This is a genomic window from Inquilinus ginsengisoli (assembly GCF_031453975.1).
GTDB lineage: Bacteria > Pseudomonadota > Alphaproteobacteria > DSM-16000 > Inquilinaceae > Inquilinus > Inquilinus ginsengisoli_A.
In genome coordinates this window covers 181,125-198,869 of the sequence record NZ_JAVDPW010000013.1, presented here as the reverse complement: position 1 = coordinate 198,869, position 17,745 = coordinate 181,125, and the positions used below count along the sequence as shown (strand labels likewise).

At 71.0% G+C, this 17,745-nt stretch carries 18 protein-coding genes and 1 tRNA gene; 12 read left to right on the top strand and 7 right to left on the bottom strand.

Features of this window, described 5'->3' with window-relative positions:
* Positions 1-123: 123 nt before the first annotated feature.
* Entirely contained in the window at positions 124-1,113 is a 990-nt protein-coding gene (locus tag E9232_RS31340; protein ID WP_309800995.1) for an adenosine kinase, read from the bottom strand.
* 207 nt (positions 1,114-1,320) lie between these two features.
* The gene (locus E9232_RS31335; protein WP_309800993.1) at positions 1,321-2,043 is read right to left on the bottom strand and encodes a DUF6058 family natural product biosynthesis protein; all 723 of its coding nucleotides are present in this window, start codon (positions 2,041-2,043) and stop codon (positions 1,321-1,323) included.
* Between the two features lie 91 nt (positions 2,044-2,134).
* On the opposite strand from E9232_RS31335, the gene E9232_RS31330 reads away from it, so the two are divergent.
* From E9232_RS31330 to E9232_RS31310, 5 genes are all read left to right on the top strand, one after another.
* On the top strand, positions 2,135-2,845 hold the full coding sequence (locus E9232_RS31330) for an ArsR/SmtB family transcription factor (RefSeq protein ID WP_309800991.1): 711 nt from the start codon (positions 2,135-2,137) through the stop codon (positions 2,843-2,845).
* 79 nt (positions 2,846-2,924) lie between these two features.
* Positions 2,925-3,623 (top strand): EI24 domain-containing protein, encoded by a 699-nt coding sequence (locus E9232_RS31325; RefSeq protein ID WP_309800989.1) that lies wholly within the window; start codon positions 2,925-2,927, stop codon positions 3,621-3,623.
* Positions 3,624-3,893: 270 nt separating this feature from the next.
* Positions 3,894-4,433, top strand: a complete 540-nt coding sequence (locus tag E9232_RS31320; protein ID WP_309800988.1) for a bactofilin family protein — start codon at positions 3,894-3,896, stop codon at positions 4,431-4,433.
* Positions 4,434-5,142: 709 nt separating this feature from the next.
* Complete coding sequence (gene glk, locus E9232_RS31315; protein ID WP_309800986.1) at positions 5,143-6,093, top strand: glucokinase; 951 nt, start codon at positions 5,143-5,145, stop codon at positions 6,091-6,093.
* 16 nt (positions 6,094-6,109) lie between these two features.
* The gene (locus tag E9232_RS31310; protein WP_309800984.1) at positions 6,110-7,294 is read left to right on the top strand and encodes an aminotransferase class V-fold PLP-dependent enzyme; all 1,185 of its coding nucleotides are present in this window, start codon (positions 6,110-6,112) and stop codon (positions 7,292-7,294) included.
* 7 nt (positions 7,295-7,301) lie between these two features.
* Here E9232_RS31310 and E9232_RS31305 read toward each other — a convergent pair whose 3' ends face one another.
* A complete protein-coding gene (locus tag E9232_RS31305; protein WP_309800982.1) occupies positions 7,302-7,721 on the bottom strand; it encodes a secondary thiamine-phosphate synthase enzyme YjbQ in 420 nt (139 codons plus the stop codon).
* A gap of 92 nt (positions 7,722-7,813) precedes the next feature.
* On the opposite strand from E9232_RS31305, the gene E9232_RS31300 reads away from it, so the two are divergent.
* A complete protein-coding gene (locus tag E9232_RS31300) occupies positions 7,814-8,956 on the top strand; it encodes a DUF3095 domain-containing protein (protein ID WP_309800979.1) in 1,143 nt (380 codons plus the stop codon).
* Positions 8,953-9,282 (top strand): cupin domain-containing protein, encoded by a 330-nt coding sequence (locus E9232_RS31295; protein ID WP_309800977.1) that lies wholly within the window; start codon positions 8,953-8,955, stop codon positions 9,280-9,282. Before E9232_RS31300 ends, E9232_RS31295 begins: the two co-directional genes overlap by 4 nt.
* Before the next feature lie 152 nt (positions 9,283-9,434).
* Here E9232_RS31295 and ade read toward each other — a convergent pair whose 3' ends face one another.
* Positions 9,435-11,141, bottom strand: a complete 1,707-nt coding sequence (gene ade / locus E9232_RS31290) for an adenine deaminase (protein WP_309800975.1) — start codon at positions 11,139-11,141, stop codon at positions 9,435-9,437.
* 195 nt (positions 11,142-11,336) lie between these two features.
* On the opposite strand from ade, the gene E9232_RS31285 reads away from it, so the two are divergent.
* Genes E9232_RS31285 through E9232_RS31275 form a run of 3 tightly spaced genes read left to right on the top strand, consistent with a single transcriptional unit; the run spans position 11,337 to position 14,555 of the window.
* Positions 11,337-13,847 carry a response regulator gene (locus tag E9232_RS31285; RefSeq protein WP_309800973.1) on the top strand — a complete coding sequence of 837 codons (2,511 nt, stop codon included), beginning with the start codon at positions 11,337-11,339 and terminating at the stop codon, positions 13,845-13,847.
* Entirely contained in the window at positions 13,837-14,229 is a 393-nt protein-coding gene (locus tag E9232_RS31280) for a response regulator (RefSeq protein WP_309800971.1), read from the top strand. Before E9232_RS31285 ends, E9232_RS31280 begins: the two co-directional genes overlap by 11 nt.
* 11 nt (positions 14,230-14,240) lie before the next feature.
* Positions 14,241-14,555, top strand: coding sequence for an Hpt domain-containing protein (locus E9232_RS31275; RefSeq protein ID WP_309800970.1), 315 nt, complete (start codon positions 14,241-14,243; stop codon positions 14,553-14,555).
* A 6-nt stretch (positions 14,556-14,561) separates the two neighbouring features.
* Here E9232_RS31275 and E9232_RS31270 read toward each other — a convergent pair whose 3' ends face one another.
* On the bottom strand, positions 14,562-14,981 hold the full coding sequence (locus E9232_RS31270) for an OsmC family protein (protein ID WP_309800968.1): 420 nt from the start codon (positions 14,979-14,981) through the stop codon (positions 14,562-14,564).
* A gap of 192 nt (positions 14,982-15,173) precedes the next feature.
* Here E9232_RS31270 and E9232_RS31265 point away from each other — a divergent pair.
* Positions 15,174-15,250 (top strand) — tRNA-Arg (locus E9232_RS31265).
* A gap of 55 nt (positions 15,251-15,305) precedes the next feature.
* Here the strand turns inward: E9232_RS31265 and E9232_RS31260 are convergent.
* Together E9232_RS31260 and E9232_RS31255 are read right to left on the bottom strand one after the other, a co-directional pair.
* Positions 15,306-15,791 carry a hypothetical protein gene (locus E9232_RS31260; protein WP_309800966.1) on the bottom strand — a complete coding sequence of 162 codons (486 nt, stop codon included), beginning with the start codon at positions 15,789-15,791 and terminating at the stop codon, positions 15,306-15,308.
* A gap of 115 nt (positions 15,792-15,906) precedes the next feature.
* Positions 15,907-16,371 carry a cupin domain-containing protein gene (locus E9232_RS31255; protein WP_309800964.1) on the bottom strand — a complete coding sequence of 155 codons (465 nt, stop codon included), beginning with the start codon at positions 16,369-16,371 and terminating at the stop codon, positions 15,907-15,909.
* Between the two features lie 315 nt (positions 16,372-16,686).
* Here E9232_RS31255 and E9232_RS31250 point away from each other — a divergent pair, with 315 nt between their 5' ends.
* Positions 16,687-17,715, top strand: a complete 1,029-nt coding sequence (locus tag E9232_RS31250) for an iron ABC transporter substrate-binding protein (RefSeq protein WP_309800962.1) — start codon at positions 16,687-16,689, stop codon at positions 17,713-17,715.
* Positions 17,716-17,745: the final 30 nt, after the last annotated feature.

The following is a 17,745-nucleotide window of genomic DNA, read 5'->3' as shown; positions in this document are numbered from 1 at the left end:
CCATACCTCGCACACAAGGCATGGAGATACCTCGCCGAACCACCTCGAAGGCGACGACACCAGACACAATCACTCTTATCTTAGCGCCTATGCGGTCAAGCCGGGCAATGACAGGGAAACGCCTCAGGCGATCAGCTTGGCCAGCGGCACCAGCGGGCGCGGGCCGACATGGCCGATCACCTCGGCGGCGGCGATGCTGCCGATGCGGCCGCATTCCGCCAGGTCGAACGCCCGGGTGAAGCCGTAGAGGAAGCCCGAGGCGTAGAGGTCGCCGGCGCCGGTGGTGTCGACCAGCTGGGCGATCGGCGCGGCGGCGACCACATGGGTCTCGCCGTCGGTCACCACCACCGAGCCGTGCTCGCTGCGGGTGACGATCGCGACCTCGCAGCGGCCGCGCACGGCGGCCACGGCGGTGTCGAAATCGGTGACCTGGTACAGCGCCTTGATCTCCGCCTCATTGGCGAACAGCACATCGACATGGCTGTCGATCAGCGACAGGAAGCTGTCGCGGTGGCGTTCGACGCAGAAGCTGTCGGACAGGGTCAGCGACACCTTGCGCCCGGCGGCATGGGCGACGCGAGCCGCCTTGATGAAGGCCTCCTTCGCCGTCGGCCGGTCCCACAGATAGCCTTCGAGATAGGTGACCTGGGAAGCCGAGATCACGGCCTCGTCGACATCGTCCGGCGTCAGCTCGACGCAGGCGCCGAGATAGGTGTTCATCGTCCGCTGCGCGTCGGGCGTGACGATGATCAGGCTGCGCGCGGTCGGCGGCGTGCCCGGCACCTTGGGGTCGAGCGGCTTCGAGTCGAAATCGACGCCGACGGCGCGGATGTCGTGGCGGTAGACGTCGCCGAGCTGGTCTGCCGTCACCTTGCCGATGAAGGCGGCCTTGCCGCCGAGCGAGGCGATGCCGGCCGCGGTGTTGCCGGCGGAGCCGCCGGAGGCGGCGAGGCCCGGCCCCATGGCGGCGTACAGCGCCTCGGCCCGTTCGGCGTCGATCAGCGTCATCGCGCCCTTCACCAGGCCGTGCTCGGTGATGAAGCTCTCTTCGTTCTTGGTGATGACATCGACAATGGCGTTGCCGATGCAGGTGACATCGTAGCGGGCGGTCATGGGTCTCGCTGTCTGCGGCCAAGGAGGACGACCCGCACGGGGTCCCTGCCCCTCTAGTCTGCGGCCACGCCCGAGTCAACCGGCGCACCGAGTCGCGAGGGGGAAAGAGGGGCATGGCGGAGGCATGCGCATGGCCTTGCCCCCCAAATCGTCATTGCTTCGCTGCGCTCGCAATGACGAAGAAGGGGAAGGCAGGCCCGGTACCGTTCACGCCGCCAGAGCCAGCTCCGGCGCCGGATGGGGCAGGCCGTAGCGGGCGGCAATGCGGTCGATCCACAGGCCCGGGGTGCCATGCGGCCGCTCATGCGGGGCGAAGGGCGTGAGCACGGCGTCGAGCCGCGCCATCGCCGCCGTCACCGCCGCCGCCTCGACCGGGGTCAGCGTCGGCTTGGAGCCCTCCGCGGTCAGGGCCCGGATGCGGCTGCGCTCAACCAGCTTGGTCACGAGATGGTGCCCGTCGAAGCGGCGCAGGCAGACGCCATAGGCGCCACCGAGCCAGTTCTCGTCCCAGATCTCGTCCAGCGCCTTGGACAGGGCCGGCTCGTCGAGGCCGCCCCTTGCATCGAACAGCTCCGCCCAGCCATGGAGACGGCCTTCGGAGGCCAGCAGCGCCCGGCGAAAATCCGCCGCGAACTCCTGCCGCAGATCCACGGCGAGGTCCGGCAGCGGCCCTGCCGACTCGGCGGCCCGGCGGGCCCAGGGCAGCACCGCGGCGCCGAACCACTCCTCCGGCGCCGGCACGACCTCCTCGCTGCGGATCGCGCTGCGGATCGACAGGGCGGGGGCCAGGACATAGGTCGGCACCGGCAGGCAGCGCGCGGCGATCAGCGCGCGCAGCCGGTCCTCGCCCAGGCCGGCGGAACCGGCGAGATCCTGCGGCGACAGGCCGTGGCGGCGGACATAGTCGAGCAGGGCGAAGGGGTGGGTCATGGTCGCCTCCGATCGGGGTGAACAGGTCCCGCCCAGCTAAGGCCGGCGCCGCCCCCTTGACCAGCAACAACAAATCGACCACCATCGAAGTATGAAGGAAGGACTTGATCTCGCGGGATTATCGTCGCTGATCGGCGACCCCAGCCGGGCCCTGATCCTGTCGGCCCTGTTCGGCGGCGAGGCGCTGCCGGCGGGCGAGCTGGCGTTCCGCGCCCGGGTCACGCCGCAGACCGCGAGCAGCCATCTGGCCAAGCTGGCCGAGGCCGGGCTGGTGGTGGTGGAGCGCATGGGCCGCCATCGCTACTACCGCCTGTCGGGGCCGGAGATCGGCGCGCTGCTGGAGCAGATGCTGGCCGTGGCCTGGGCCCCGTCGGTCGACCAGTCGCGGGTGCCGGCGCCTTTGCGCGGCGGCCGCATGTGCTACGACCATCTGGCCGGCCGGCTGGGCGTGGCGGTGACCGACGCCCTGGTGGCGCGGGGCCTGCTGACCCGCGGCGACGAGGCCTTCGCCCTGACCGGGGACGGCGCCGCCTGGTTCGCGGCGCTGGGCATCGACGCGGCGGCGCTGCGCCACGGCCGCCGGTCCTTCGCCCGCCACTGCATCGACTGGAGCGAGCGCCGGCCGCATCTGGCCGGCGCCCTGGGCGCGGCCATCGCCGAGAGCTTCCTCGACCGCGGCTGGATCCGCCGCGACCGCGACAGCCGTGCCGTGGACCTGACCGAGGACGGCCGCGCCGGCCTCGCCCGCATCTTCGGGCCGGAGATCCTGGCGGCGGTGACACCCGAGGCCGCCGCCGCGTGACCTGCCGGCCCGGCCGGTCCCTTGCGCCGCCGCTTCCGCCACCCTAGGTGAACGGCCGCGCCCCAACCGCCGAGCCCCGATGCCCAACGCCCTGCGCCTCGCCTTCCACCAGATGACGGACGACCCGAAGATCCGCCGGGTGCTGTGGGTCAGCTTCGCCGCCACCATCGCCCTGCTGCTGACCCTGCCGGCCCTGACCGGCTGGGGCCTGTCCTGGGTGCAGATCGCCAACTGGCCCTGGGTCGACACCATCCTCGACGTGCTCGGCGGCGTCGCCGTGCTGGCGCTGGGCATCCTGTTGTTCCCCGCCATCGTCGGGCTGGTGGCCAGCCTGTTCCTCGACGACGTGGCGGAGGCGGTGGAGGCGCGGCACTACCCCAGTTTGCCGCCGCCGCGCCGGCAGCGCATCGGCGAGATGATCTGGGGGTCGGTCCGCTTCTTCGTGGTGCTGGTGGCGGCCAACCTGGTGGCGGTCGGCATCGTGCTGATCGTGCCGGGGGTCAACCTGCTGGTGTTCTGGCTGGTCAACGGCTACCTGCTGGGCCGCGAGTATTTCGAGCTGGTGGCGATGCGGCGGCTGGAGCCGGCGGCCGCCCGCGCACTGTGGCGCGCCGCCCAAGGCCGCTTCATCGTCGCCGGGCTGGTGCTGGCCGCGATCCTGATGGTCCCGGTCGTCAACCTGCTGGTCCCGGTGCTGGGCGCCGCCTTCATGACCCATGTGGTGCACCGCGCCACCGGCAACGCAGCGCAGCGGCAGGCCGCCGCCCGCACGGGGTGAATTCGACGCAAGAAAGTCACAATTCCGCGGCTGCGGGGAACGGGCATGGCCGTGGCGGGTTGATCGCCCCACAATCATCCGTGCTAAAGTCCCGCGCCCATCGCCCGATGGGGCATCAGATACCGGAACCACAACAAGCAGGGGGACACCCGCGTGTTTCGTCGACGCAACCCCGCTGGCGGATCCGACGGCGGCGCCGAGCGGCCAGGTCACACCGCCACGGAAACGTCCGTTCGGCCCGCCGCCCCGACCGCGCCTCAAGGAGAGCCCATGTCCACCGCCAAGCCCGCCACCAGCTACAAGACCGAGCTGCCGCGCCGGATCGACCTGCCAGGCACCGGAGCCGGTGCGATCGGCGGCGTCCGGCGGCCGACCGCGGAGGCGGCCCCGGCGCCCGGCCGCGAATCCCCGCGCAAGCTGATCGTCGGCAGCGAGATCTCGCTGGCCGGCGAGATCACCGCCTGCGACCACCTGGTGGTCGAGGGCCGGATCGAAGCCCGGATCAAGGACTGCCAGACCATCGAGATCGCCGAAGAGGGCGTGTTCAAGGGGTCGGCCGAGATCCGCGACGGCGACATCGCCGGCCGGTTCGAGGGCGACCTGTCGGTGTCCGGCCTGCTGCGCCTGCGCGCCACCGGCGTCGTCACCGGCACCGTCAAATACGGTGAGCTGCATGTCGAGACCGGCGGCAAGCTGATCGGCACGCTGCAGCCGCTGGGCGGCGACACCGGCGGGCGCAGCGAGGCCCCGGCGGCGCCCCAGCCCGCCCCGACCCCGCTGTTCGACGACAAGGCCGCCGGCGAGGCCTGATCCGCGCCGCAAGCGACTCGAAGACAGACGAAGACGGCCGGGACAACCCGGCCGTTTTCGTTTGTGGGGGCAGGAGCCCGTCCCGGTCGACGGCGGGCGCCTCTTTCCTTCCTCCCCCTCCCCTTGCGGGAGGGGGCAGGGGGAGGGGTTGTCGAAGCATCCTGTGTCTATGCCTGTCCAGGCCGACAGGCGCCCAGCCCCTGGATTCGATACCGGCTTTTGCGGCATGAACCCCCTCCCCCCGCCCCCTCCCGCGAGGGGAGGGGGAGACTCAGATTTGGATGTCGACTCGGGGAATTGGGGGCGGCCCGCAATGCGGGGGCAGCCGGGCGTGCCCGCCGCACCAGCAGCCGGAGCCCGGGCAAAGAAAAAGGGCCGCAGCGAACTGCGGCCCGAGTTTAGGGAGGAAACGCCCAAGAAGTGCGTTACGACAGCAGCAAGCTGCATGTCGCAATGCACAATTTAAGGGTTTCGCCGGACAAATCAAGCGGAAAATGAATTCCCCTTGTGCAACAACCCCTTACGATCTATCCGTGCCTAAGATATGTGCAGTTAGCACTAATTTTATGCTGCGCCGCACAATGCGACGCCGAATCCGGGTCCCTAGGGCCACCCGACTCGCGGCGGCGCCCGGATCGACGCTTGGGGCTTGCCCCGGCGGGCCGCATGGGGGAAGCATGCCAGGCCCGCCCCGAACATCCGGCCCGCCATGCCAGACGCCCTCGCCCTCATCGCCGATCTCGGCGGCACCAACGCCCGATTCGCCCTGGCCGACGCCGGCGGCACGCGCGACGCCAAGATCCTGCACGCCGCCGACTATCCCAGCCTGGCCGAAGCCGCGCATGCCTATCTCGACATGGTGCGACCGCCGGTCGCACCGCGGCTGGCCGCCTTCGACGTGGCCAGCCCGGTCACCGGCGACCAGGTGTCGCTGACCAACGCCACCTGGTCGTTCTCGATCGCGGCATTGCAGAAGGATCTGGGACTGGAGCGGCTGGAGGTGATCAACGACTTCACCGCCGTCGCGCTGGCGGTGCCGCATCTCGAGGAGGCCGACCGATCCCAGATCGGCGGCGGCGCCCCGGTGGCGAACGAGCCGATCGGCGTGCTGGGGCCCGGCACCGGCCTCGGCGTCTCCGGCCTGGTGCCGAGCGGCGGCCGCTGGGCGGCGCTGGCCGGCGAAGGCGGGCACGTCACCATGGCGGCGGCGAGCGAGCGCGAGGCCGCGGTGCTGGACCGGCTGCGCCACCGCTTCCAGCATGTCTCGGCCGAACGCGTGCTGTCCGGCATGGGCCTGACCAACCTGTATGAGACGCTGTCCCAACTGGACGGCGTCGACCCGGTGTCGCGCGACGCGGCGGCGGTGACCGAAGGCGCCCGCACCGGCGACCCGCATTGCGTCGAGGCGGTCAATGTCTTCGCCTCGATGCTGGGCACCGTCGCCGGCAACCTGGCGCTGACCCTGGGGTCGCGCGGCGGCGTCCACATCGCCGGCGGCGTGGTGCCGAAGCTGGGCGACCTGTTCGACCGCGACCTGTTCCGCAGCCGCTTCGAGGCCAAGGGCCGGATGCGCCCCTTCGTCGCCGCGATCCCGACCTATCTCGTCACCCACCCGCTGCCGGCCTTCATCGGACTGCGCTCGGTGCTGGGCCTGACCTGACCGCAACAGGACTGCCGTGACCCTCGACCTCGACCGGCTGCGCGCCGACACGCCGGGCGCCGCCCGGGTGCTGCATCTCGACAATGCCGGCTCGGCCCTGCCGCCGCGGCCGGTGCTGGACGCCATGCTGGACCATCTGCGGCTGGAGGCGGAGATCGGCGGCTATGCCGCGGCGGCCGCCGCCGAGCCGAAGCTGGAGGCCGCCTATGACTCGATCGCCCGGCTGATCGGCGCCGCGCCGGACGAGATCGCGATGATGGAGAACGCCACCCGGGCCTGGGACATGGCGTTCTATGGCCTGGCGTTCCGGCCGGGCGACCGCATCCTGACCGCCAAGGCCGAATACGCCTCGAACACCATCTCGTACCTGCAGGTGGCGCGGCGCACCGGCGCGGTGGTCGAGACCATCCCCGACGACGCCCTCGGCCAGCTGGACGTGGCGGCGCTGGAGCGGGCGGTGACGGCGGCCGGCCGCGGCCCGGTCCGGCTGATCGCGGTGACCCATGTGCCGACCAATGGCGGGCTGGTCAATCCGGCGGCGGCGATCGGCCAGATCGCACGCGCGCATAGCATTCCCTATCTGCTCGATGCCTGCCAGTCGGTGGGCCAGATGCCGGTGGATGTCGGGGCGATCGGCTGCGACATGCTGTCGGCGACGGCGCGCAAGTTCCTGCGCGGGCCGCGCGGCGTCGGCTTCCTCTATATCAGGCGGTCGATGCTGGCGGCGATCGACCCGCCCTTCCTCGACCTGCACGCGGCCGAGATGGTGGCGCCCGACCGCTATGTGGTGCGGCCCGACGCGCGGCGGTTCGAGAATTTCGAGCGCAACTTCGCCGGCATCGTCGGCATGGGCGCCGCGGTCGACTATGCCCTCGACCTCGGCCTCGACACCATCCGCGACCGGGCCTGGGGCCTGGCCGCCCGGCTGCGCGACGGGCTGGCGGCGCTGCCCGGCGTGACGGTGCGCGACAAGGGCGCCGAGCGCTCGGCGATCGTCACCTTCACCCGGGAAAGCGAGGCGGCCGACGCGCTGCAGCGGCGCCTGCGCGCGGCTGGCATCAACACCAGCGTCACCCGCCGCCGCTCGACCATGGCCGACATGACCGACCGCGGCCTGGACGCGATGCTGCGGGCCTCGCCGCACTGCTACAACACCGAGGCCGAGATCGACCGCTTCGTGGCGGCGGTGGCGGCGGGCTGACTCTCGGCTACTCCCCGAGGAGATGCAGCACGACCTCGCGCCGGTGCGGCCGGCTGCGATGCTCGAACAGGTAGACGCCCTGCCAGGTGCCCAGCGCCATGCGGCCCGCCGCCACCGGGATCGACAGCTGCACCTGGGTCAGCGCGGTGCGGAGATGCGCCGGCATGTCGTCCGGCCCCTCGGAATCATGGATGTAGCGGCCCGGCTCCTCCGGCGCGATGTCCTCGAAGAAGGTCTCCAGATCCGCCCGCACGTCGGGGTCGGCGTTCTCCTGGATCAGCAGCGAGGCCGAGGTGTGCCGGCAGAACACGGTCAAGAGGCCGGTCGCGATCCGCTGCGCCTCGACCCAGGGACGGATCCGCGGCGTGATCTCGACCAGGCCCTTGCCGGCGGTGGCGATCTGGAGGGTGTGGAGGGATTGGCGCATGCAGCCACCATCGGTCCGCCGGCCCCACGGATCAAGCGCGGGGGCGGTGGACGCGCCTTTGCGATCCGCCTGGGATCAGCGAGAATGCCGCCATGGCCGACGGACTCGACGATTTCTATGCCCAGATCCCGGTGTTCGAGGGCTTCGCCCGGCTGACCGACCCGGCGCTGTACCGGCCGCTGCCGGAGGACTGGGTGCTCGGCCTGTCCGACGTCGTCGCCTCCACCGCGGCGATCCGGGCCGGGCAGTACAAGAATGTGAACGTCGCCGGCGCCGCGCTGATCGCCGCCGTGTCGAACGCGCTGGGGCAGCGTGACTTCCCCTTCACCTTCGGCGGCGACGGCGCCAGCTTCGCCCTGCCGCCCGAGGATGCCGAGACGGCGCGCGCCGCCCTGGCGGCCACCGCGGCCTGGGTGCGCGACGACCTGGCCCTGGCGCTGCGCGTGGCGCTGGTGCCGGTGGCGGCGATCCGCGCCGCGGGCTGGGACGTGCGGGTGGCCCGCTACGCCCCCTCGCCCCATGTCAGCTACGCCATGTTCATGGGCGGCGGCCTGGCCTGGGCCGAGGGCGAGCTGAAGGCCGGCGCCCATGCGGTCGAGCCGGCGCCCCCCGGCACCCGCCCCGACCTGTCCGGCCTGTCCTGCCGGTGGGAGGAGTTCCCGGCCCGCCACGGCCTGGTGCTGTCGCTGATCGCCACCCCCGTGGTGGCCGAGAGCGAGGCCGCGTTCCAGGAGCTGGTCGGCGACATCCTGCGCATGACCGGGCGCGAGAGCGAGGCGCAGCACCCGATCTCGGACCTCAAGCGCGCCATGAGCTGGCCGCCCGCCGGCTTGGACGTCGAGGCCCGGACCTCGCGCGGCGCCCAATCGGTGCTGCGCCGCAAGGCGGTGCTGGGGCTGCAGACCCTCGCCTCCTGGGCGATCATGCGCTTCGGCATCCGCATCGGCGGCTTCCAGCCCGAGCGCTATCTGCGCGAGCTGGTGGCCAATGCCGATTTCCGCAAATACGACGACGGGCTGCGCATGACGCTGGACTGCACCCCGGCGCTGGCGGACCGGCTGGAGGCGCGGCTGCTGGCGGCGGAGCAGGCCGGCATCGCCCGCTTCGGCCTGCACCGCCAGGATTCGGCGATCGTCACCTGCTACACCCCGTCGGCGCTGCGCAGCGACCATGTCCATTTCGTCGACGGCGCCGCCGGCGGCTATGCCGCGGCCGCGACCCGGCTGAAGCTATGACCGGGCCGGCCGGCAACCTGTTCGACGGGCTGCCGCGGGATGCGGCCGAGGAGCAGTTCATCCCCCTGCTGCAGGCGGCCGGCTTCGTGCTGGAGCGCATCGTGTCGACCGGCCAGGCCAGCCCGCCGGATCATTGGTACGACCAGGAGCGGGCGGAATGGGTCGCGCTGCTGCGCGGTTCGGCCGGGCTGCAATTCGAGGGCGAGCCGGAGCCGCGGGTGCTGCGCCCCGGCGACTGGGTCGCGATCCCCGCCCATGCCCGCCACCGCGTGGCCTGGACCGACCCCGACCAGCCGACCGTGTGGCTGGCGCTGCACCACGATTAGGCGCGGCTCGAGAGACCGTTTGGAAATGCGCTGGCGTGAGTCGGCTGGCGGTGGTTTCGAGAACCGGAGCGCAGCGCACGTTTGGTGCGTGAGCACCGGAAGCGGAGAAACTGCCGTCAGACGGCCGCGCCAGTAGCGTTTACAGACGGTCTCTACGCTTCGATCAGCTCGAACCTGTCCACATCCACCAGGCCACGGTCGGTGATCTTGAGGTGGGGGATCACCGGCAGCGGCAGGAAGGCCAGCTGGATGAAGGGTTCGGGCAGCGGGCAGCCCATCGCCCGCACCGCCCGGCGCAGCGCCACCAGGTCCTGCGCCACCGCCTCGAACGGCTTCAGGCTCATCAGCCCGGCGATCGGCAGCGCGATCTCGCCCACGACCTGGCCGTTGACCACGGCGACGAAGCCGCCCTGCAGCGCGATCAGCCGGTTCACCGCCACCGCCATGTCGGCGTCGTTGTCGCCGACCACGCAGATGTTGTGGCTGTCATGCCCGACCGATGAGGCCAGGGCGCCGCCGCGGAAGCCGAAGCCCTTCACGAAGGCGCGGCCGATGTTGCGGTTCACCCCGTGCCGGGCGAAAACGCAGATCTTGAGGATGTCCTGGTCCGGGTCCGGCAGGCGGCAGCCGTCGCGCCAGGGCAGGGTCGCGACCAGCGCGTCGGTGATGATCTTGCCCGGGATCAGCCCGATCACCGGGCCGGTCGGGCCGCTGGTCGGGGCCCGAAAATCCTCGATCATGACAGGGTCGAGCTGGACCGAGCCGAGGCCGACCGGGGCCGGCGCGGCGCGGCCGGCGAAGATGTCGGGCCCGACGATGCGGCCGGCGCTGATCACCTGGGACACCGCGCAATCCTCGAGGTCGTCGAGCAGCACCAGGTCGGCCCGGCGCCCGGGCGCCACGATGCCTCGGTCGCGCAGGCCAAAGCCCTGGGCGGCCGACCAGGTGGCGGCGCGGTAGACATGGGCGACCGGCGCGCCGCGGCGGATGGCGGCGCGGATCAGGTGGTCGAGATGGCCTTCTTCGGCGATGTCGAGCGGGTTGCGGTCGTCGGTGCACAGGCCGAGGAAGGGCGAGGTCTCGGCCGAGATGATCGGTGCCAGGGCGTTGACGTCCTTGCTGACCGACCCGTCGCGGATCAGGATCTGCATGCCCTTGCGCAGCTTTTCCATCGCCTCCTCGACACCGGTGGTCTCGTGGCAGTTGCGGATGCCGCAGGCGAGGTAGGCGTTCAGCGGCTTGCCGGTCAGCAGCGGCGAATGGCCGTCGATATGGCCGTCCTGGAAGGCGGCCAGCTTCTCCAGCACGCCCTCGTCCTTGGCCAGCACGCCGGGGAAGTTCATGAACTCGGCCAGGCCGATCACCTTGGGGTGGCCGCGGTGGCGGATCAGCGCGGCGGCGTCCAGCCGGGCGCCCGCCGTCTCCAGCTCCGTCGCCGGGACGCAGGAGGACAGCTGGACCCGCAGGTCCATCGCCGTGCCCAGCGCGCCGTCGAGGAAATAGGTCAGCCCCGCCTCGCCCAGCACGTTGCAGATCTCGTGCGGGTCGCAGATCGCGGTGGTGGTGCCGCGCGGCAGCACGCAGCGGTCGAATTCGGCCGGCGTCACCAGGGTCGATTCGCAGTGGACATGGGTGTCGATGAAGCCGGGCACCACGATGCGGCCGCGGCCGTCGATCTCGACCGCGCCGGAATAGTCGTCGCAGGTGCCGACGATGCGGTCGCCGCAGATCGCGACGTCGCCGTCCAGCAGCGCGCCCGTGACCACGTCCAGGGTGCGCGCGCCCTTGATCACCAGATCCGCCGGCGCATGGCCCAACGCCTGGTCGATCCGCGCCTTCAGTTCCGCCGTGCCGCCCATCGCATCGCCTCCAACCGGGAGGCCAGCCTAGCACGCGCGCCCGCTTTCCTGTCGCCTGCGGCAACGGCATATTGATTGCATTTTATGTGAATTAATTTTACCTCCGCCGCCACCGGCGACAGCGCGCATGGTTTTGGATTATCACCGAGGCACCCGGCCGGCGGCGTCGGGGGACAGATCGGGGGACCGCTGGGGATGGAGAGGCTTCTGGGCTCGGTTCGCTCGATCGTGCTGATCGCGATCCTCGGCTTCCTGCTGTTCTTCGGCGCGGCCGGCTGGCTGGGCCAGCAGTTCCTGGCCGACAACGCCCGGACGCAGGAGCGGGTCGACCACACCAGCCGGGTCATCGCCACCATCGCCACCGCCCGCATCCAGCTGTCGCGGGCCCAGCTGTACAGCCGCAGCTTCGTGGTGACCGGCAGCCCGCAGGAGGCGTCGGTGGCCGAGGACGCCGCCCGGGTGGCGACGGACACGCTGCTGGACCTGCGCAGCATGGTCGCCGACAACCCGGCCCAGGTCCGGCGCTTCGACGACGCGGCGACGACCACCGAACAGATCCTGGTCACCAACGACCGGATCATCGCCGCGGTTCGGCGCGGCGATGTCGACGGCGCCCGCGACATCGTCAGGAGCGCCGCCGACCAGGGGCCGGCCTTCCGCGCCACCATCGAGGAGGCGGCCGCCACCGAGCGGACGCTGCTGGCCGAACGCCGGGCCGCCACCGCGGCGACGCTGCAGCGGATCATCTGGCTGCTGGCCGGCATCTCGGCGCTGGCGGCGGCCTGCGGCCTGCTGGCGGTGTGGGCCATGTCGCGCCAGGTGCGCACCGACCAGCGGCGCTACCGCGAGCTGGAGCGGGCGAAGCGCGAGAGCGACGACGCCGCCCGGGCGCTGGCCGAAAGCCAGGCGCAGATGCAGGCGGTGCTGGACAGCGCCCGCGACCCGATCCTGGTGGTCGACCGCCACGGCGTGGTCGAGTTGGCCAACCGGGCCTGCGGCGAGGCCTTCGGCGCCAGCAGCCGCAGCCTGGTCGGCACCGACATCTCGGAGCTGGTGCCGGCCCTCATCGGCGGCGCCCATCCGGCCGGCGAGGTGCAGGTGACGCGGCGCGACGGCAGCGGCTTCCCGGCCGAGATCTCGACCGGGGTGTTCGAGCGCGACGGGCGCGAGATGTCGGTCTGCATCCTGCGTGACAGGACCGAGCGGCACCGGCTGGACCAGCTGAAGAACGAATTCGTGTCGACGGTGAGCCACGAGCTGCGCACGCCGCTGACCTCGATCCGCGGCTCGCTGGGGCTGATCGTGGCAGGGGCGGCGGGGCCGCTGCCGGACAAGGCCAAGGCCCTGCTGGAGATCGCCCACAAGAACAGCGAGCGGCTGGTCGGTCTGGTCAACGACATCCTCGACATCGAGAAGATCGAATCCGGGCGAATGGAGTTCCGCCACGACCGGCTGGAGGCGGGCAGCCTGGTCGAGCAGGCGGTGGAGGCGAACCAGGCCTACGCGGCCCAGCACGAGGTCGAGTACCGGATCACGGCGCGGTCGGACGAGACGCTGCCGGTGCTGGGCGATGCCGACCGGCTGATCCAGGTGCTGACCAACCTGCTGTCGAACGCGGCCAAGTTCTCCCCCGCCGGCACGGCGGTGGAGGTGGCGGTCGAGACCGCCGGGTCGCAGGTCCAGGTCAGCGTGCGCGACCGCGGCGCCGGCATCCCGGAGGCCTTCCGCAACCGCATCTTCCAGCGCTTCGCCCAGGCCGACGCCAGCGATATCAGGCGCAAGGGCGGCACCGGGCTGGGCCTGTCGATCGCCAAGGCGATCGTCGAGCGGCATGGCGGCCGCATCGGCTTCGAGCCGGCGGAGGGCGGCGGCACCCGCTTCTGGTTCACCCTGCCGCTGCTGGCCGAAGCGCAGGAGACCCCGACCACCGCCGGCGACGCGCGCCGCCGCGTCCTGGTGTGCGAGGACGACCCCGACGTGGCGATGCTGCTGGGGCTGATGATCGAACAGGATGGCTGGCGGGTCGACATCGCCCGCGACGCCGAGACCGCGCTGGAGAAGGCGCGGACCGGCCAGTACGACGCGATGACGGTCGACCTGCTGCTGCCCGGCATGGACGGCATCACCCTGATCCGCCAGCTGCGCGCCGACGCCGCCACCGCGGCGCTGCCGATCGTCGTCGTCTCGGCCACCGCCCAGGACGGCAAGCGCGAGCTGAACGGCGACGCGGTCAACATCGTCGACTGGCTGGACAAGCCGATCGAGCAGCTGCGGCTGCGCGCGGCGCTGCGCCAGGCCGGGCTGCGCAGCCGCAGCGGCCGCGCCCGCATCCTGCATGTCGAGGACGACGACGACGTCATCGAGGTGGTCAGCGCCATCGTGCGCGACGAGGCCGAGATCATCCCGGCGCGGTCGCTGCGCGAAGGCCGGCAGAAGCTGGCCGAGCAGCGCTTCGACCTTGTCATCATCGATGTCGGGCTGCCCGACGGCTCCGGCCTCGACCTGCTGGAGACGATCAACGCCCGCACCCCGCGGGAGCCGGTGCTGATCTTCTCGGCCCAGGATTCCAGCGCCGCCTACGCCAGCGCGGTCTCGGCCTCGCTGGTCAAGAGCCGCACCGACAACCGGCAGTTGCACCAGACCATCACCGCCCTGATCAACGGGCTGATCCAGGACAAGCACGAGGATCCCCACCATGGCCGATGAGGCCCTGACCCGCATCCTCTATGTCGAGGACGATGCCGACATCCGCTCGGTCGCCAGCTTCGCGCTCGAGGCGGTCGGCGGCTTCGTGCTGGCCGCCTGCGCCTCGGGCGAGGAGGCGCTGGCCCAGGCGGCGGCATTCGCGCCGCAGCTGCTGCTGCTCGACGTGATGATGCCGGGCATGGACGGGCCGGAGACGCTGGCGGCGCTGCGGGCGCGGCCGGAAACGGCGGCGACGCCGGCGGTGTTCATGACCGCCAAGGTGCAGCCGCAGGAGGTGGCGCGCTACCGCGCCCTCGGCGCGCTCGACGTCATCTCCAAGCCGTTCGACCCGATGACGCTGTCGGACGAGATCCGCGCCCTCTGGGCCCGCCGCGGCGGCTGAGGGCGGGAACGATGGACCAGGACGCCCTACGCGCGCAGCTCGACCGGCTGCGGCAGAAGTTCAAGGCGGAGCTGCCGGCGAAGCTGGCCGAGGCCGACGCGCTGCTGGCCGCCCTGCAGGCCGACGACGGTCAGGCCCTGGCGGCCCTGCGCATGATCGCGCACCGCCTGCACGGCACCGGCGGCACCATGGGCTTCACCGCCCTGTCGGACGCGGCGGCGGCGCTGGAGATGCAGCTGGACGCCTGCCTCAAGGCGGGCGGCGCCGGGCCGCAGGATGTGGCGGCGATCGCCGCCGGGCTGGCGGCGGTGAAGGCAGCGGGCTGAGCGGCCTCAGGCGGCTTCCACAACCTCGATCTCGGCGGTGATCTCCGCCATCGCACCCAGCATGATCGAGGCGGAGCAGTATTTCTCCTTCGACAGCTGGACCGCGCGCTCGACCTTGGCACGGTCGAGGCCGCGACCGGTGACGACGTAGCGCATGCGGATGCGGGTGAAGATCTTGGGGTCGGTCTCGGCACGGTCGGCGTCGACCTCGACCCGGCAATCCGTCACCGGCTCGCGCCCCTTCTCCAGGATCATCACCACGTCGAAGGCGGAGCAGCCGCCGAGGCCGATCAGCAGCATCTCCATCGGCCGGATGCCAAGGTTGCGCCCGCCGCTTTCCGGTGCGCCGTCCATCACGACGGCATGGCCGCTGCCGGATTCGCCGACGAAGGTGCGGCCTTCGACCCAGGTGATGCGGGCTTTCATCTCAATCGCTCCAGGAACCGATTCGTCGCGCACCCTAGCAGCGGCGGGGGCGGCCGTCAGCCGGCCGAAGGGCCGGTGTCCCGGCCGCCAGATCCACCGCAGACTCCAGCGGCAGAATCCAGGCTTTGCATCGCCGCGTCTTTGCAGTATGGTCCGCGCCGCTTCGGGCCTTCGGGCCCCGAGTCACGGCCTGCACTCGTAGCTCAGCTGGATAGAGCGCCGCCCTCCGGAGGCGGAGGTCACAGGTTCGAATCCTGTCGAGTGCGCCAGCCCCCCTCCAAAGACTCGTCGGATCAGTTGCCCGGCTTCGCGGTGCCGCCGATGTCAGTTGCTGAGCGGCGGCGGAACATACCGGCGCGGATTTCCGACTTTGCTCTCGAATCCGGGGTTGCTCTGGTTCCGATACCCGGAGCCAGGCGGCGGATTGGAACGGTTGTTGTTGCCCTGGGAACGATTGTCGTTGCCCTGGGAACGGTTGTCGTTGCCCTGGGAATGGTTCCGGCCATTGTCGTTGTTCCGCCGGTTTCCGTCGTCATCTCTGTGGCGCGAGCGGCGATTGTCATCGTCGTTCCGGTTGCGATCGCGGTGATAGCGCCGGTAGTCGCTGTACCGGTTGTTGTCGTAACGGTCGTTATCGTAATAGCCGGCGTTGCCGTAATAGCCGCCATTGTAGTAGCGGTCCTGGCGGTAGTCGCCGTCGTACCAGCCATCCCCGTAGCCCTGGGGCTGGCACGCGGCGATCAGCGGCGCCGATGCGCCGAATGCGACAACCACGAACAGGACCCGAACGAACCCGCGACGGCGATTCACGACCGCACTCCGCATTGTTTCCATCCGATCAACATAGACTTGTGCAGCAAAAGTCCATGGTGACGCCGGATCTTGTCAGGAGTTCGGCGGATCGAGGGGCGCCGCGGCGGGCGCCCTACTCGCAGATCGCGGGGCCGACGACGGTGCAGCCATGGCGGGCCAGGATGCCCTCGGCCTGGTCCTTCGCCGATCCGACCAGCTCCAGGAAACAGTCGTCGAAGCCGCCCGGCGTGAACACCAGCAGCATCCGCACGGTGCCGTCGGAGACGACGCTCCAGGTGTGCCGCACGCCCTTCGGCACCGTGACCGTGGTCCCGGCCGAGGCGTCGAACACCCGGTCGCCGCGGACGAAGCGCACCGTGCCCTCGAGGATGATGAAATGCTCGTCCTCGTTGCGGTGGATGTGCAGCGGCGGGCCGCAGCGCGGCACCGCGGTGACCTCCAGCATGGTGTAACGCCCCTGCGTCGCGGCGGACGGAACCCGCAGGGCGAAGCGTTCGCCCGGCATCCATTCGAGCCATTCGCCGCCGGCCGCTATGTCCTGGGGCCGGGGGGCGGGTGCACGGTTCGGCAGCGTCACGTGGGATCTCCTCGAAAGGTCAGACGCGACCGCGTGGCGGCCGCTCGGGCAAGGTCGGGCGCGACCGGGTGGCCGTCGCCGGGGCGAGGATGCAAAGGCCCGGCTACGGCCCGGTGTCGGAACCGCCCGGGAATGCCTACGGCCGTAACGCGGGGCCGTGGATGGCGGCCCCGGCTCGGCCTCTTTGCGGCTGAGCCTGCGTCAGCGCGCCACGGCGATGGCACGGGCAATCCAGAAAGCGAGATTGCGACGCATTCCCATTTTCGGCATGGTGCGACGCATTTCGATTCATGCCAACGAGCAGGCGAGGCCCCGATGAGATTCCCGTTCCCGGCCCTGGCGAGCGCCGCCACCCTGGCCGCGGCCCTGGTGGCCGCCCCCGCCGCTCTGCTGAGCGCCCCGGCGATGGCGCAGGACGCCGGCATCACCGTCTACAACGCCCAGCATGAGAGCCTGACCAAGGCCTGGGCCGAGGGCTTCACCCGCGACACCGGCATCAAGGTGACGCTGCGCAACGGCAGCGACACCGAGTTGGGCAACCAGCTGGTGCAGGAGGGCGCGGCCTCCCCCGCCGATGTGTTCCTGACCGAGAATTCGCCGTCGATGGTGCTGGTCGACAACGCCGGGCTGTTCGCGCCGCTGGGCCAGGACACCCTGGCGCAGGTGCCCGACAGCTACCGTCCGGCGCATGGCCGCTGGATCGGCATCGCCGCCCGCAGCACCGTCTTCGCCTATGACAAGACCAAGCTGAGCGCCGACAAGCTGCCGAAGTCGCTGCTCGACATCGCCGACCCCGCCTGGAAGGGCCGCTGGGGCGCCTCCCCCTCCGGCGCCGACTTCCAGGCCATCGTCAGCGCGCTGCTGGCCCTGAAGGGCGAGGCGGCGACCGCCGCCTGGCTGAAGGCGATGAAGGAGAACTTCCTGCCCTTCAAGGGCAACAGCACGGCGATGAAGGCGGTCAATGCCGGCCAGGTCGAAGGCGCGGTGATCTACCACTACTACTGGTTTGGCGACCAGGCGAAGACCGGCGAGAACAGCAAGAACGTCGGGTTGCACTATTTCCGCAACCAGGATCCCGGCGCCTTCGTCAGCATCTCCGGCGGCGGCGTGCTGGCGTCGAGCAAGCACCAGCAGCAGGCCCAGGCCTTCCTGAAATGGATCACCGGCAAAGGCGGCCAGGACGTGCTGAAGACCGGCGATTCCTTCGAATACGCCGTCGGCACCGGCGCGGAGTCGAACCCCAAGCTGGTGCCGCTGGCCGACCTGCAGGCGCCGAAGGTCGAGCCGTCGGGCCTGAACAGCAAGGCGGTTACCGACCTGATGACCCAGGCCGGCCTGCTGTAATGCCCCCGCGGTCCGGCCGGCCTGCGGGGC